Raw genomic sequence first — 13,550 nt, 5'->3', positions numbered from 1 at the left:
GACGGGGCGGGCGCGCTGTCGCGCGCCCGCCCCGTCGGCGGAAGTGTCGTACTCAGGGGACGAGTCCCGATTCCTTGATCAGCGCGATGGTCGCTTCCAGCGCGTCGAGGTCGTTGAGGTCGATGTCCGGCACGGCGAGGCTGCTCAGCGCCGGTACGCCGGCCGGTCCCTCGACGCCGGCCACGACCGGGTACTCGTAGGTCTGCTCGGCGAAGTACTTCTGCGCGTCGGCGCCGAGCAGGTAGTCGACGAACACCTTGACGTCCGGGTCCTGCGCGGCCTTGGTGAGCACGCCGACGCCGGAGACGTTGACCAGGCCGCCGCTGTCGCCGCCGGGGAAGAAGTGCAGCTTGGCCTTCAGGCCGTCCGGCGTGGTGCCCTGCTCCTTGGCCAGTTCGCCGAGGTAGTAGTGGTTGAGCAGGCCGGCCGGGAGCTTGCCGCTGTTGACCTCGTCGAGGATCGGGCCGTTGCCGTCGCGGACCTGCGGGTCGTTGGCCTTGAGCCCGGCCAGGAATTCCTTGGCCTTCGCCTCGCCGTGCTGCACCTTGATCGCGGTGACGAAGGTCTGGAAGGAGGCGTTGGTCGGGGCGACGCCGACCTTGCCCTTCCACGCCGGCCCGGTCAGGTCGAACACCGACGCGGGCAGGTCGGCCTCGGGCACCAGGTCGGGGTTGTAGACCAGTACCCGGGCGCGGGCGGTGACGCCGACCCACTGGCCGCTGCGGGCCCGGTAGGCGGCCGGCACCTTGTCGGTGACCGCACCGTCCAGCGTGGCGAAGAGGCCCTGCTTGGCGACGGCACCGAGCGCTCCGGCGTCCTGGGCGAGGAAGACGTCGGCGGGGGACTTGTCGCCCTCTTCGAGAAGCTGGGTGGCCATCGCGGCGGTGTTGCCGTACCGGGTCTCGACGGCGATCCCGGTCGCCTGGGTGAACTGCTCCAGCAGCGGCTTGACCAGCGACTCGCTGCGGCCGCTGTAGACGGTGATCTTCTTGTCGGAGGTCGGGGTCTCGGCCTGCGCCGGAGCGTCATCCTCGGCGCCGCAGGCGGCGAGCCCGAGCACGAGGAGGCTGGCGGCCGCCAGTGCGAGCGCGGCCTTCCGGGGAGAGGTGGGCACAGCGTGCTCCTTAGAACGTCACGGCAAGCGAAAAGCCGGGCCCGGCTCATTTACAACGATGTAGAAGTTAGCAGAGCCTAACCTCAGGCAACAGGGGTGGGTGCCCTCGCTAGCGGCCCCGGGCCCGCGACAGCCGGACGAACTCCCCGAGATCGACGACCGCCTCACCGGTCCAGAAGCACGATCCGGCCACGACGAGCGCCGGCGCGGCCAGCAGGGTGAGGTGCCGCCCGGCCGGCACCGGCCGCAGCAGCGCGGCGATCCGGCGCGGCACCGGCCCCGGCCGGGGCACCGGCCAGCCGGCGACCGACAGGTGCAGCCGGCCCGTGGCCCGGCCCGGCACCGCCGGCCCGGCCAGCGCGACCCGGCCGATCGCCCGGGCCACCACCGACCGCCCGCCGGCCTCGTCCGCGGCACGCTCGTCGGCCCACCGCTCCACCGTGTACGCCACCAGCGCCGTGACCGGGCGCAACAGCGGATTGGCCGCCGCCGCCAGCCGTACGCCGAGCAGCCAGCGGTGGTGCGCGCCGGTCAAATGCGCCTGCTCGTGGGCCAGCACCGCGGCCCGCTCGGCGGGGCCGAGCGCGGACAGCATGCCGTCGGTCACGACGATGCGACCGGGCCGGCCGGGCAACGTGAACGCGGCCGGCCGGTCGTCCTCGACCACCACCAGACGGTCGTCGCCGGGCAGCCCCGCCGCCTCCCGCCGGGCCGAACGCAGCCCCGCCGCCTCCCGGCGGGCCGCGACCGCCACGGCACCGGCACCCGCCACCAGCAGGGCCAGCGCCAGCCACGACGCCCAGCCGACCGGATGCCCTCCGCTCAACCGGGTCGCCGCGTGCGCGGCGGCGGTCAGCACGGTCACCGTGCTCGACAGGGCCAGCAGCACCGCCGCGACGGTGAACGCGACCGTCGCGACCGCCGGTCGCAGCCTGTCGACGAGCAGGTACGTCACCGCGACGCCGACCAGCGGGGCCAGCCCCGCCGACAGCAGCAGGTGCCCGATCACCCGTCGGCCCCGGGGCCGCCTGTTCGTAGTCCGCCCTTTGGCGTCCCGTCCCCGATGGTGTCGCCGAGCAGCAGCCGGCGGACCAGTTCCTCGTCGCGGGCCGACAACCCCGAGATGAAGTGGGTCAGCGCCGGGGCGTGGTCGGCCTCGGCGTCCAGCAGCCGGCTCATCCGCCAGGCGACGAGCCCGGACGGGTCGGACGGCGCGGCGTAGCGGTAGGCCCGGCCGCTGCGGCCGCGGGTCACCACACCCTTGGCGTGCAACCGGGACAGGGTCGTCACGACCGCGCTGTACGACAGTTCGTGGTCGTCGCGCGCGGCCAGCCGTTCGCGTACCTCGCCGGGGGACAGCGGCGTGCCGGAGTCGTGCAGGACCGCCAGGATCTCGCCCTCCAGCGAGCCCGGCGCCCGCCGTCGCCGGCGGTCGTCGTCGGTGCCGGTTCCGGGGTGGTCCACGGTGTTGTCGTCTGAACCCGCAGGCATGGGCCGACAATATCGACCGGCGGGCACCCCCGGGTTCCCGGCCGCGACCGGCGCCGCCGGCCGCGGGTGGCCGACGGTACGCCGGCACCGGATCGACGGTCCCGACGGCCGTACCGCACCGCCCGCCCGGCGGTTCTGGCAGGCTGTACGCATGTCGCAGCTCTATCTGGCGCAGGAGCCCGCCGCCGACGAGATGCTCGCCGCCGACCCGTTCGCCCTGCTGCTCGGCATGCTCCTCGACCAGCAGATCCCGCTTGAGAAGGCGTTCATCGGGCCGTACCGGCTGGCGGAGCGGCTGGCGGTGACCCGGCTCGACCCGGCGGCGATCGCCGACCACGACGCCGACGACCTGGCCCGGATCTTCGCCACCCCGATCGCGATCCACCGGTTCCCCGGATCGATGGCCGAACGCAGCCGCAAGCTGGCCCGGGCCGTCGTCGACGACTACGACGGTGACGCGGCGGCGATCTGGACCGGGGCGGCGGACGGTGCCGATCTGCTGCGCCGGCTCGGCGCGCTGCCCGGTTTCGGCAAGCAGAAGGCGCAGATCTTCACCGCCCTGCTCGGCAAGCAGTTCGGCGTACGGCCGGCCGGCTGGCGCGAGGCGGCCGGCGTCTACGGCGAGGAGGGCTCGCTGCGGTCGGTGGCCGACATCGTCGACGCGGCGAGCCTGGTCAAGGTGCGGGAGTACAAGAAGCAGATGAAGGCGGCGGCGAAGGCGTCCGGCCCGGCGCGGTGACGCGGCGCGACCGCACCCCGGTGCGGCGGACGGCGCTAGGCTCTCGCCATGGCGGAGCGGGAGCGGGGTGAGTCGGGCCGCACTCCGTGCCACACCTGTCTGGGTGCCGGCCGGGTGTTGCGCTGGGCGGTGATGGACGGGCGGACCCGGGAGGTGTGGACGACCTGCCCGACCTGTTCGGGACCGTCGGCGGTCGTCAAGGGACCCGACTGAGCCACCGGCCGGGGCGCCGTCGAGGCGCCCGGCCGACCCGTCGTCAAGCGTTGCGCCGATAGCTGTCACAAGGGCCGGGCAGGGCTGTTCGAGACACCGGGCGTTCCGGCGCCGGTGTTATCGTGACGCGATGCGGATGCTCGTGACCGGCGGAGCCGGTTTCATCGGAGCGAACTTCGTACACCAGACCCTCGAGCGCCTGCCCGGCGTCGATCTGACGGTGCTCGATGCGCTGACCTACGCCGGTGACCGGACCAGCCTCGCGGCCGTCGAGGACCAGATCACGTTCGTGCCCGGCAGCGTCACCGACGCCGCCCTGGTCGACGACCTCGTCTCCCGGGTCGACACCGTGGTCCACTTCGCCGCCGAGTCGCACAACGACAACTCCGTCGCGCAGCCGTGGCCGTTCGTGGAGACCAACATCATCGGCACCTACCACCTGCTGGAGAGTGTGCGCCGGCACGACGTACGGCTGCACCACATCTCGACCGACGAGGTCTTCGGCGATCTCGAACTCGACGACCCGGCCCGGTTCACCGAGCACACCGCCTACCACCCGTCGAGCCCCTACTCGTCGACCAAGGCCGGCGCCGACCTGCTGGTCCGGGCGTGGGTCCGGTCCTACGGCGTCCGGGCGACGATCTCGAACTGCTCGAACAACTACGGGCCGTTCCACCACGTCGAGAAGTTCATCCCCCGGCAGATCACCAACATCATCGACGGCGTACGGCCGAAGATCTACGGCACCGGGCAGAACGTGCGCGACTGGATCCACGTCGACGACCACAACAGCGCGGTGCTCGCGATCCTCGAACGCGGCCGGATCGGCGAGACCTACCTGATCGGCGCGGAGTGTGAGGTCGACAACCTGACCGTCGTCGCCGAGCTGCTCGAACTCCTCGACCGCCCGCGCGACTGGTTCGATCTGGTCGACGACCGGCCCGGCCACGACCTGCGCTATGCGATCGACCCGGGCAAGCTGCGCGCCGAACTCGACTGGAAGCCGGTCTACACCAGCTTCCGGGACGGGCTGGCGCAGACCGTCGCCTGGTACCGGGCGAACGAGGCCTGGTGGCGGCCGAAGAAGGAGCAGACCGAGCGCCGCTACGCCGAACTGGGCCGCTGACACCGCCCGGCACCCGAGAAAACCCGGCCGCCGGGCCGGTGTAGCCGCCGGGCGCCGGGCGGTTCAGGCGGCGTTCGGCTGGGCCAGGGCGGCCAGGGCCCGGCGTACGTCGGCCAGCGACACCGTCGCCGAGTCGTCGAGGTCGGCCAGGCCGGCCTCGATCCACTGCCGCATCAGGGTCGTCACGCCCATGCCGCGCGCGTCCGCCGCGGCCCGGATCCGTTCGTAGGTCTCGACCGGCAGCCGGATCGACCGGCTGACCATCGGCTCGTCGGTGTCCGGCGTCGGCAGTCCGACCGGTTGGCTTTCACCGATCAGGTCGGCGAGCCCGTCGCCGCCGTCGTGGAACCGCTTGATCGCGTCGTGCCGGCTCATCTCATCCGCCCCCTCGCGTTCGCCATCGCCCCACCGCCTCGTCGTAGCGTTTCGCCTCGCTGTCGCTGAGTTCGCGGGCGGAGAGGATGTCCCAGTCGTTGTCGGTGTGGTCGGCCTCGGCGAGCAGGATGGCCAGTCGCCGGCCCCGGCGGGTGGTCGAGTAGACCACCATCGCGTCGTCGCCGAGGTGCCGGATGACCCGGTGCGGGGCCCGCAGGGCCTGCCAGACCTCGGTGGGGCTGACCGCGTAGACCTCCAGGTTGCCGAGCGCTTCATCGGTGAAGCTGAACCGGTTGCCCACCGCAGGAGCGTACCACGCGCGTGGTACGTCCAAGATCGACAGAGGTTGCCCGAACGGCCGGCGCGGGAGGTGGCAGGATGGGATCGGACCCACCAGGAGAACCATGGTCAAGTGAGGAGTGCCATGGTCAAGCAGACGGGCCACCGGCCGATCCTGATCACCGACGCCCCGCGCAGCCAGAACGACCAGTTGCACAGCCGCCAGGTGCGTTACATCGTGATGATGCTGATCCGGGTCGCCTGCCTGATCGCCGGTGGTGTCCTGATCACTCTCGACGTGCCACTGCTGTGGATCTGGCTGCCGCTGTGCGGTATCGGCATGGTCCTCGTACCGTGGCTGGCCGTCCTGCTGGCCAACGACCGGCCGCCCAAGGACGAGCACCGCTTCGTCAACCGGATGCGGCACCGGTCGCGGGAGGAGCCCCCGCCACGCACCCTCACCGCCGCCGAGCAGCCCCGGATCATCGACGCCGACTGACGACGCCGCCGGCCGTCAGCCGGCCGGCCCGGCAGTGGGGTGTCAGCAGGCGGGGCCGGCGGCGGGGGCGTCAGCCGACCGGACCGGCGGCGGAGGCGGCCCGCGACCGGGCGGTCGCCGGCCGGGCGCCGACCGTCGCCACGGCCACCGCGCCCAGCGCCGCCCCGGCGCGCAGCGCGGCGGCCGGGTCGCCACCGGCGACCCACGCCCCGAGCAGGCCGGCCGCGAACGCGTCACCGGCACCGGTCGCGTCGACCACCGGCACCGGCCGGCCGGCCTCGCTGACCACCCCGCCGTCCGGTCGCGCCCACACCGCCCCGGCCCCGCCACGTTTGACCACCGCGTGCCGGATCCCCGCCGACAGCGCCCGCGCCTGTTCGGCCGGGCTCCGGTCACCGGCCAGCACCGCCGCCTCGTCGGCGTTGGCCAGCAGCAGGTCGACGTCGCGTACCCAGTCCAGGAACGCCGCCGCGCCCACCTGCCGCAGCGGCTCGGCGGACGCCGCGTCGACGCTGGTCGACATGCCGCGTCCGCGCGCCGCGGCCAGCGCCCGCAGCCCGGCGTCGCGCGACCCGGCGTCCAGCAGCGGGTACGCCGACAGGTGCAGGTGCCGTGCCCCGGGCCGGGCGGCCAGCGCGGCATCGACGTGCCCGGGAGGAAGGCGCAGGTTGGCGCCCCGGTCGGTGACCATCGTCCGGTCGCCGTCGTGGACCAGCACGATCACGGTGCCGGTCGGCGCGTCCGGGCTCTCGTGGACCGCCGTGTCGACGCCGAGGCCGGCGAGTTCGGCGACCCGGGCCCGGCCGGCGTCGTCGGCGCCGACCGCGGCGACCAGGGTGACCGGCGTACCGCCGGCCGCCAGCCAGGCGGCGGTGTTGGCCGCCTGGCCGCCGCCGGTGACGCTGATCCCGGCCCGGGCGTCCGATCCGATGGCCAGCGGGCCGCCGAGCACGGCGAGCACGTCGGTGACCACGTCACCGAGCACGACGATCCGGGGTCGGTCGCCGCCGGCACCGGCGGGCGACGGCTCGCCGGTCATCCGGCCACGGTCGGCACGCTACCGCCCGGTCCGGCGCCGGTCAGGCCGCCGGCACCGATCGGGCCCGCCCCGGTCCGGTCGGCGCCGGGCGGCGCGGCGGCGGCGATCCGGGCCGCCAGCCGGGCGTTGTTCAGGATGATCCGTACGTTGACCGCCAGGCTCGCGCCCTGCGTCGCGGAGTGGAAGTGCGAGAGCAGGAACGGGGTGACCGCCTTGCCGGTGATCCCGTCGCGGGCCAGCAGCGCCAGGCCCTCGGCCAGCGTATGGTCGTGCAGCGCCGGGTCGAGCTGCTCGTCGACCGGCAGCGGGTTGGCGACGATCAGCCCGCCGTGGTGCACATCCTGCGCCGCCCGGGCGGCCAGGACGGCCGCCACCTGCTCCGGGGTGTCGACCGACCAGTCCAGGTCGAAGCCGCCGTCGGTGATGAAGAAGCCGGGGAACCGGCGGGTGCGGTAGCCGACGACGGCCACCCCCAGCGTCTCCAGCCGTTCCAGGGTGGCGCCGACGTCGAGGATCGACTTCACGCCGGCGCAGACGACCGCGATCGGGGTACGGGCCAGGGTGGTCAGGTCGGCCGACTCGTCGAAGGTCTGCACCGCCTCCCGGTGCACCCCGCCCAGTCCGCCGGTGGCGAACACCCCGATCCCGGCGGCCGCGGCGACCGCGCTGGTCGCGGCGACCGTGGTGGCCCCGTCCGCGCCGGTCGCGGCGGCCACCGCGAGGTCGCGTACGGACAGCTTGGTGACGCCGTCGGCGCCGGCCAGGTGGGTGAGCTGGGCGTCGTCGAGGCCGACGACGAGCTGCCCGCCGACCATGCCGATGGTGGCCGGCACCGCGCCCGCCTCGCGTACGGTCGCCTCGATCTCGCGGGCCACCCGCAGGTTGTCCGGTCGGGGCAGGCCGTGCGAGACGATCGTGCTCTCCAGGGCCACGATCGGCCGACCGGTGCGCCGCGCCTCGGCGACGTGTTCGCCGTACCGGATCGGATGGGTCGGGTGTTCGGGCAGGCCGGGGCGGTTGGCAGGATCGGTCACGATCACCACGGTACGGCCCGCGCCCGCGCCGGCCGCGTTGGACCGTGGGATGGTGACCTGTCAAACTGGTTTGTCGGAGGTGTTGTCGCGTGAGCACACAGGTTCTCGAGCGTCCGGAGCTGAAGGACGCCGACACCGGGCCGGACATGTTCCACTACGTCCGGAAAGAGAAGATCGCCGAGAGTGCCGTGATGGGCACCTTCGTGATCGCCCTTTGCGGTGAGACGTTCCCGGTCACCAAGAGCCCGAAGCCCGGCTCGCCGGTGTGCCCCCGCTGCAAGGAGATCTACGAGTCGATGCGGGGCTGAGCCCTGAGCTGGCACCCGTAGCCTCGGCGCGGTGAACACCTCGACCGTGCTGCTCCTGGCCGACCTGGTCGGGGTGGCAGTCTTCGCCGCGTCCGGGGCGTCGGCCGCGATCGTCAAACGCCTCGACCTCTTCGGCGTCGTCTTCGTCGGCTTCGTGGCCGCCCTCGGCGGCGGCATCATCCGTGACGTGGTGATCGGCGAGGTGCCGCCGCTGGCCTTCGCCAACTGGCGCTACGTGGCCGTCGCCGCGGTCACCGCCGGCTTCGTCTTCTACCTGCATCCGCGACTCGCCCGGCTGCGCCGTACGGTGCTCGTCCTCGACGCCGCCGGGCTGGGCCTGTTCACCGTCACCGGCACCGTGAAGGCCCTCGACGCCCAGGTGCCGCCGGTCGGCGCGTGCGTGATCGGCATGCTCACCGCCATCGGCGGCGGGCTCGGGCGTGACCTGCTCACCGGGGAGATCCCGGTCGTCCTGCGGCGCGAGATCTACGCGGTGGCCGCGCTGGGCGGCGCGGTCGCCGTGGTCGCGGTCGACGCGGCCGGGCTCACCGGCCCGGTCCCGCTGGTCGCCGCCGCGGCGTTCATCTTCGCGGTACGTCTGATCGCCCTGCGCCGCAAGTGGTCCGCCCCGATCGCCCCCGCCCGCCCTTTCCCGCCCACCCCACCTGCCCCACCCCCCTCCCCGCCTGCCCCGCCCCCCTCGCCCCCGCCCCCCTCGCCCCCGCCCACCCCGCCGTCCCCGTCCGACCCGCCGCGTTGATCGAGGAGTAGTTGCCGGCGACTTCCGGCGAAACGCCCACGGTTTCTCCTTGATCAACGACCGCGATCAACGGGCGCGGCGACGGCGCGGGTGCGGGTGTGGATGGCGTGGGCGGGGCCCGACGGGGTGGTGTGACCGGTGGGTGTCCGGGGGTGGCGGTGTCGTCCGGGGCGGGCGGGAACGGTCGTGGTTATGCTGGGACGGCCTTCGCCGGCCACCGGTCGCGGAGGCGTTTCCATGGGGCTCGTGGCGGTGCGACGCCCGTGGCCGTAACCATCGGAAGGGGGCCTCCGCGTGGTCAGCCAACCGGTCTCGACGCAGTCCTTTCCGGCGCTGCGCTCCTGGCAGCGCAAGGCGCTGGTGGAGTACCTGCGTCGCCGGTCCCCGGACTTCATGGCGGTCGCCACGCCCGGCGCCGGCAAGACGACGTTCGCGCTGCGGATCGCCGCCGAGCTGATCGCCGACGGCACCGTCGAGGCGGTCACCGTCGTCGCCCCGACCGAGCACCTGAAGACACAGTGGGCGCAGGCGGCGGCCCGGGTCGGCATCCAACTCGACGCGTCGTTCCGCAACGCCGACGTGCACTCGTCCCGGGACTTCCACGGGGCGGTGGTGACGTACGCGCAGGTGGGGATCGCGCCCCAGGTGCACCGGCGGCGCACGATGACCCGGCGGACCATGGTCATCCTCGACGAGGTGCACCACGCCGGTGACTCCCGCTCGTGGGGCGACGGGGTCAAGGCCGCCTTCGAGCCGGCCGTACGGCGGTTGATGCTCACCGGCACCCCGTTCCGGTCCGACGACAACCCGATCCCGTTCGTGACGTACGAGCGTGGCGGGGACGGCCTGCAACGGTCCCGTGCCGACTCGGTCTACGGCTACGCCGACGCGCTGCGCGACGGCGTCGTACGGCCGGTGATCTTCCTGGCCTACTCCGGGGAGACCCGGTGGCGGACCAGTGCCGGTGACGAGCTGGCGGCCCGGCTGGGCGAGCCGATGACGCAGGACCTGATCGCGCAGGCGTGGCGTACGGCACTCGATCCGGCCGGTGACTGGATGCCACAGGTGCTGCGGGCCGCCGACGCCCGCCTGCAGGTGTTGCGCGAGGGTGGGATGGCCGACGCGGGCGGGCTGGTGATCGCCAGCGACCAGCAGTCGGCGCGGGCGTACGCCCGGTTGATCGAGCGGCTGACCGGCCAGAAGGCCGTCGTGGTGCTTTCCGACGACGTGGGGGCGTCGGCCCGGATCGCGGCGTTCGCCGCCTCCGAGGACCGGTGGCTGGTGGCGGTGCGGATGGTGTCGGAAGGGGTCGACATCCCCCGGCTGGCGGTCGGCGTGTACGCCACCAGCGCGTCGACGCCGCTGTTCTTCGCCCAGGCGATCGGCCGGTTCGTCCGGGCCCGCCGGCCGGGGGAGACCGCCTCGGTCTTCGTGCCGAGCGTGCCGCACCTGCTCGGGCTGGCGAGCGAGATGGAGGCCGAACGCGACCACATCCTCGGCGGGCCGAAGAAGGAGGGCTTCGACGACGAGCTGCTGGAGCGGGCCCAGCGCGACGAGAAGGCCGGCGGCGAGCTGGAGAAGCGGTTCGAGGCGCTGTCCGCGACCGCCGAACTCGACCAGGTGATCTTCGATGGCGCGTCCTTCGGCACCGGTGCCCAGGCCGGCACCCCCGAGGAGGAGGACTATCTCGGCCTGCCCGGCCTGCTCACCGCCGACCAGGTGGCGCTGCTGCTGAACAAGCGCCAGGCGGAGCAGTTGGCCGCCCAGCGCCGCCGGAAGGCGGATCCGGCACCGGAACCCCGGGAGCCGGTGGTCGCGCCACCGACGGCCGCCGAGCGGCGGATCCGGCTGCGCCGGCAGCTCAACGCCCTGGTGGCCGCCCGGCACCACCGCACCGGGCTGCCGCACGGCAAGATCCATGCCGAGCTGCGCCGGTTGTGTGGTGGGCCGCCCAGCGCCCAGGCCACGATCGAGCAGCTCGAGGAGCGGATCGCGACGATGCAGTCGCTCTGAGCCCGGCGCCGCGCCGGACGGCGGGGACACTCCGGACAGCGGCGGCCCGGCACCGCCATACCGGACGGCGGCGACATGCCGCCGGATACACGAAGCGGCCGGAGGCTCCCGCCAGGGGAAACTCCGGCCGCTTTCGCGTCTCGGTGGATCGGACGTCCGGTCCCGCCCGGTGGTTGCCGGGCGGAACCGGAACGTCTCAGTTCGCCATCAGGTCGGCGCCACGCCAGTTGAACTCCGGGTCGGCCACGAACCGTACGGTGATCTTGACAAGATCCTCGGCGTACTTGTTCGCGTGGTGTCCACAGAACACCAGCTCACTGCCACCCGACAGGGTGATCCGGAGCTTGCCGGCGGCGTTGCAGCGGTCGCACCGTTCATCGGCGGCTGGGGGAGCCACCGTCTCGGGCGGCGGCGTGAGGGTCGGGGTCATCGCCTTCCTCCTCGGGTCGTCACCGATGAACACGTTCTTCGGTCGTTGCTCTCACCTATCGTGCAACACCCATGGTGGGTGCGGCCTTCCCAACGTGCCCTCGGGGGACCGAGGTCACACATCGTTGGGACAGTTTGCCGTGTACCAAGGGTGCCACGTCAACGATCACAATCGCGTAACCGACCAATTACCACAGTCGGATATACGACTGGTGATCAAAGCGACACGATCAGTTGACGTGGCGGGGTCAGTCCAGGTAGTCGCGGAGCACCTGCGACCGCGACGGGTGCCGCAGTTTGGACATCGTCTTCGACTCGATCTGGCGGATCCGCTCCCGGGTCACGCCGTAGACCTGACCGATTTCGTCAAGGGTGCGCGGCTGGCCGTCGGTGAGCCCGAAGCGCAGCCGTACGACGCCCGCCTCGCGCTCGGAGAGCGTTTGCAGCACCTGCTGGAGCTGGTCCTGCAGCAGCGAGAACGACACGGCGTCGACCGCGACCACGGCCTCGGAGTCTTCGATGAAGTCGCCGAGCTGGCTGTCGCCCTCGTCACCGATGGTCTGATCGAGCGAGATCGGTTCGCGGGCGTACTGCTGGATCTCCAACACCTTCTCAGGTGTGATGTCCATCTCTTTCGCCAGCTCTTCCGGAGTGGGCTCACGACCCAGGTCCTGGAGCAGTTCGCGCTGTATACGGCCGAGCTTGTTGATGACCTCGACCATGTGCACCGGGATGCGGATGGTGCGGGCCTGGTCGGCCATGGCGCGGGTGATGGCCTGGCGGATCCACCAGGTGGCGTAGGTGGAGAACTTGTAGCCCTTGGTGTAGTCGAACTTCTCGACGGCGCGGATCAGGCCGAGGTTGCCCTCCTGGATCAGGTCGAGGAAGGCCATGCCCCGCCCGGTGTAGCGCTTGGCCAGCGACACCACGAGCCGGAGGTTGGCCTCGAGCAGGTGGTTCTTGGCCCGCTCGCCGTCGCGCGAGATCCAGCCGAGGTCCCGTGAGAGCTGGATGACGAGCTTTTCCTCGCCCTCGTCGGCCGCCCGCAGCCGCTCGGCGGCGTAGAGGCCGGCCTCGATCCGCTTGGCCAGCTCGACCTCCTGCTCGGCGTTGAGCAGCGGAACCTTGCCGATCTGCTTGAGGTAGGCGCGGACCGAGTCGGCCGACGCCGTCAGCTCGGCGTCCCGGCGCGCCTGCTTGAGCGCCTCGGACTCCTCGTCGTCCCACTCGAAGTCGTTGTCGGACGCCGACGCGGACGCGTCCGCCTCGGCCGCCTTGGTCAGCTCGGCGCGCTCCTCGACGACGACGTCCTCGATCGCGGCCAGTTCCTCCGGATCGATCTCGCCGTCGGCGCCCGGCTCGCCCTCGGCCTTGGCCGTGGCCTTGGTCGCCTTGGTGGCCTTGGCGGGACCGGTCGCCTTCGCCGGGCCGGTGCCGCCGGCCGCCTTCACCGTCCGGGCGGCCTTCGCTGCCACCTTGGTGGGCGCCGGCGCGGCCTCGCCACCGGCGGCGGCCTTGCGCGGCACGGCCTTCTTGGCCGGCGCGGCCGCCTCCTCGGGCGCGGGAGCCTGCTTCGGCGCCGGCGCGGGTGGCGCCGGCTTCTTGGTCGCCTTGGCGGTCGTCGCCCGCGATGCGGGCGTGACCGACCGGGCGGCGGCGACCCGGCGGCGAGTGCTCGCCGAGCCGTCCACCACCACGGTGATCCCGGCGTCGGAAAGGGCACGCAGGATCTTCTTGGCCTGGGCCGGAGTCACCTCGGCGGACTCGACCGTGCGCGCGACCTCCGCCGACGTTAGCTGTCCACCCGCGCGCTCGGCGTGGGCGATCAGGGTGTCGGTGAGCGAGCGGACGTCAGCGCCGACGTGGCGGGGTTCTGTCACGAATGACCTTCCGGAGGCGATGAGCGAGCACGGCCGGACCGTCCAGCGCAGCGCGGAGCGACCTGCCGGGCGGTGTGGTGGGTGACCCCCGAGTCCCGGCCCGGCCGCTGGCGGGCGGGCCGTTGCACGAGGGTAGGCGTGAATTGTAACTCCGCCGGCAGCGATCATCCCGCGTCGCACGCCGCAACGGCGGCACAGGGCCGCCGAATGGGAGCGAACGTGGAGTTTGTAAGGATGATAGCGGTGGTGAG

The 13,550-nt window shown here is 72.8% G+C and carries 15 protein-coding genes and 1 pseudogene; 7 read left to right on the top strand and 9 right to left on the bottom strand.

The genetic code is table 11. From position 1 onward, the window contains the following. Nucleotides 1–52 precede the first annotated feature (52 nt). The 3 genes from AB0M79_RS04715 to AB0M79_RS04705 form a co-directional block, all read right to left on the bottom strand. The gene (locus AB0M79_RS04715; protein WP_357536071.1) at nucleotides 53–1,114 is read right to left on the bottom strand and encodes an iron ABC transporter substrate-binding protein; all 1,062 of its coding nucleotides are present in this window, start codon (nucleotides 1,112–1,114) and stop codon (nucleotides 53–55) included. A 109-nt stretch (nucleotides 1,115–1,223) separates the two neighbouring features. Beyond that, nucleotides 1,224–2,123: a M48 family metalloprotease gene (locus AB0M79_RS04710; protein WP_364207812.1), complete on the bottom strand. Its 900-nt coding sequence runs from the start codon at nucleotides 2,121–2,123 to the stop codon at nucleotides 1,224–1,226. Then, nucleotides 2,120–2,605, bottom strand: coding sequence for a BlaI/MecI/CopY family transcriptional regulator (locus tag AB0M79_RS04705; RefSeq protein ID WP_364207810.1), 486 nt, complete (start codon nucleotides 2,603–2,605; stop codon nucleotides 2,120–2,122). The genes AB0M79_RS04710 and AB0M79_RS04705 overlap by 4 nt, the downstream gene beginning before the upstream one ends. Between AB0M79_RS04705 and AB0M79_RS04700 the strand changes: the two genes are divergently transcribed. The 3 genes from AB0M79_RS04700 (at nucleotide 2,604) to rfbB (ending at nucleotide 4,683) form a co-directional block, all read left to right on the top strand. After that, entirely contained in the window at nucleotides 2,604–3,344 is a 741-nt protein-coding gene (locus AB0M79_RS04700; protein ID WP_364207808.1) for an HhH-GPD-type base excision DNA repair protein, read from the top strand. The genes AB0M79_RS04705 and AB0M79_RS04700 overlap by 2 nt on opposite strands. A gap of 48 nt (nucleotides 3,345–3,392) precedes the next feature. Further along, nucleotides 3,393–3,557, top strand: a complete 165-nt coding sequence (locus tag AB0M79_RS04695) for a hypothetical protein (protein ID WP_212816535.1) — start codon at nucleotides 3,393–3,395, stop codon at nucleotides 3,555–3,557. Nucleotides 3,558–3,687: 130 nt separating this feature from the next. Next, on the top strand, nucleotides 3,688–4,683 hold the full coding sequence (gene rfbB / locus AB0M79_RS04690; protein WP_364207806.1) for a dTDP-glucose 4,6-dehydratase: 996 nt from the start codon (nucleotides 3,688–3,690) through the stop codon (nucleotides 4,681–4,683). A 63-nt stretch (nucleotides 4,684–4,746) separates the two neighbouring features. Here rfbB and AB0M79_RS04685 read toward each other — a convergent pair whose 3' ends face one another. Further along, nucleotides 4,747–5,058 (bottom strand): hypothetical protein, encoded by a 312-nt coding sequence (locus AB0M79_RS04685; protein WP_357536078.1) that lies wholly within the window; start codon nucleotides 5,056–5,058, stop codon nucleotides 4,747–4,749. 1 nt (nucleotide 5,059) lies between these two features. Continuing rightward, entirely contained in the window at nucleotides 5,060–5,359 is a 300-nt protein-coding gene (locus AB0M79_RS04680) for a hypothetical protein (RefSeq protein ID WP_357536080.1), read from the bottom strand. A 123-nt stretch (nucleotides 5,360–5,482) separates the two neighbouring features. Between AB0M79_RS04680 and AB0M79_RS04675 the strand changes: the two genes are divergently transcribed. After that, nucleotides 5,483–5,836 carry a DUF3099 domain-containing protein gene (locus tag AB0M79_RS04675; protein WP_364207804.1) on the top strand — a complete coding sequence of 118 codons (354 nt, stop codon included), beginning with the start codon at nucleotides 5,483–5,485 and terminating at the stop codon, nucleotides 5,834–5,836. Between the two features lie 70 nt (nucleotides 5,837–5,906). Here the strand turns inward: AB0M79_RS04675 and AB0M79_RS04670 are convergent, their stop codons facing one another. Both AB0M79_RS04670 and AB0M79_RS04665 read right to left on the bottom strand, forming a co-directional pair. Continuing rightward, nucleotides 5,907–6,875 carry a PfkB family carbohydrate kinase gene (locus AB0M79_RS04670; protein WP_364207802.1) on the bottom strand — a complete coding sequence of 323 codons (969 nt, stop codon included), beginning with the start codon at nucleotides 6,873–6,875 and terminating at the stop codon, nucleotides 5,907–5,909. Nucleotides 6,876–6,967: 92 nt separating this feature from the next. Then, nucleotides 6,968–7,858: pseudogene (locus tag AB0M79_RS04665) on the bottom strand (pseudouridine-5'-phosphate glycosidase); the annotation flags it as partial. A 140-nt stretch (nucleotides 7,859–7,998) separates the two neighbouring features. On the opposite strand from AB0M79_RS04665, the gene AB0M79_RS04660 reads away from it, so the two are divergent. From AB0M79_RS04660 to AB0M79_RS04650, 3 genes are all read left to right on the top strand, one after another. Then, nucleotides 7,999–8,217 carry a DUF3039 domain-containing protein gene (locus AB0M79_RS04660; RefSeq protein WP_364207800.1) on the top strand — a complete coding sequence of 73 codons (219 nt, stop codon included), beginning with the start codon at nucleotides 7,999–8,001 and terminating at the stop codon, nucleotides 8,215–8,217. Nucleotides 8,218–8,248: 31 nt separating this feature from the next. Then, complete coding sequence (locus AB0M79_RS04655) at nucleotides 8,249–8,977, top strand: trimeric intracellular cation channel family protein (RefSeq protein WP_364207798.1); 729 nt, start codon at nucleotides 8,249–8,251, stop codon at nucleotides 8,975–8,977. 294 nt (nucleotides 8,978–9,271) lie between these two features. Next, nucleotides 9,272–10,990 (top strand): DEAD/DEAH box helicase family protein, encoded by a 1,719-nt coding sequence (locus tag AB0M79_RS04650; RefSeq protein ID WP_364207796.1) that lies wholly within the window; start codon nucleotides 9,272–9,274, stop codon nucleotides 10,988–10,990. A gap of 196 nt (nucleotides 10,991–11,186) precedes the next feature. Here AB0M79_RS04650 and AB0M79_RS04645 read toward each other — a convergent pair whose 3' ends face one another. Together AB0M79_RS04645 and AB0M79_RS04640 are read right to left on the bottom strand one after the other, a co-directional pair. Beyond that, complete coding sequence (locus AB0M79_RS04645) at nucleotides 11,187–11,420, bottom strand: hypothetical protein (protein WP_344141869.1); 234 nt, start codon at nucleotides 11,418–11,420, stop codon at nucleotides 11,187–11,189. A 247-nt stretch (nucleotides 11,421–11,667) separates the two neighbouring features. Further along, complete coding sequence (locus AB0M79_RS04640; protein WP_364207794.1) at nucleotides 11,668–13,299, bottom strand: RNA polymerase sigma factor; 1,632 nt, start codon at nucleotides 13,297–13,299, stop codon at nucleotides 11,668–11,670. Nucleotides 13,300–13,550 lie beyond the last annotated feature (251 nt).

Source organism: Polymorphospora sp. NPDC051019, assembly GCF_040683055.1.
Lineage (GTDB): Bacteria > Actinomycetota > Actinomycetes > Mycobacteriales > Micromonosporaceae > Polymorphospora > Polymorphospora lycopeni.
Note: the sequence above shows the minus strand (reverse complement) of the source record. Positions and strands in the feature narration are given on the sequence as shown.

Coding starts and splice junctions, on each gene's coding strand:
- AB0M79_RS04705 (WP_364207810.1), bottom strand. CDS start 2,605: ATGCCTGCGGGTTCAGACGACAACACCGTGGACCACCCCGGAACCGGC.
- AB0M79_RS04645 (WP_344141869.1), bottom strand. CDS start 11,420: ATGACCCCGACCCTCACGCCGCCGCCCGAGACGGTGGCTCCCCCAGCC.
- AB0M79_RS04685 (WP_357536078.1), bottom strand. CDS start 5,058: ATGAGCCGGCACGACGCGATCAAGCGGTTCCACGACGGCGGCGACGGG.
- AB0M79_RS04700 (WP_364207808.1), top strand. CDS start 2,604: ATGGGCCGACAATATCGACCGGCGGGCACCCCCGGGTTCCCGGCCGCG.
- AB0M79_RS04670 (WP_364207802.1), bottom strand. CDS start 6,875: ATGACCGGCGAGCCGTCGCCCGCCGGTGCCGGCGGCGACCGACCCCGG.
- rfbB (WP_364207806.1), top strand. CDS start 3,688: ATGCGGATGCTCGTGACCGGCGGAGCCGGTTTCATCGGAGCGAACTTC.
- AB0M79_RS04675 (WP_364207804.1), top strand. CDS start 5,483: ATGGTCAAGCAGACGGGCCACCGGCCGATCCTGATCACCGACGCCCCG.
- AB0M79_RS04695 (WP_212816535.1), top strand. CDS start 3,393: ATGGCGGAGCGGGAGCGGGGTGAGTCGGGCCGCACTCCGTGCCACACC.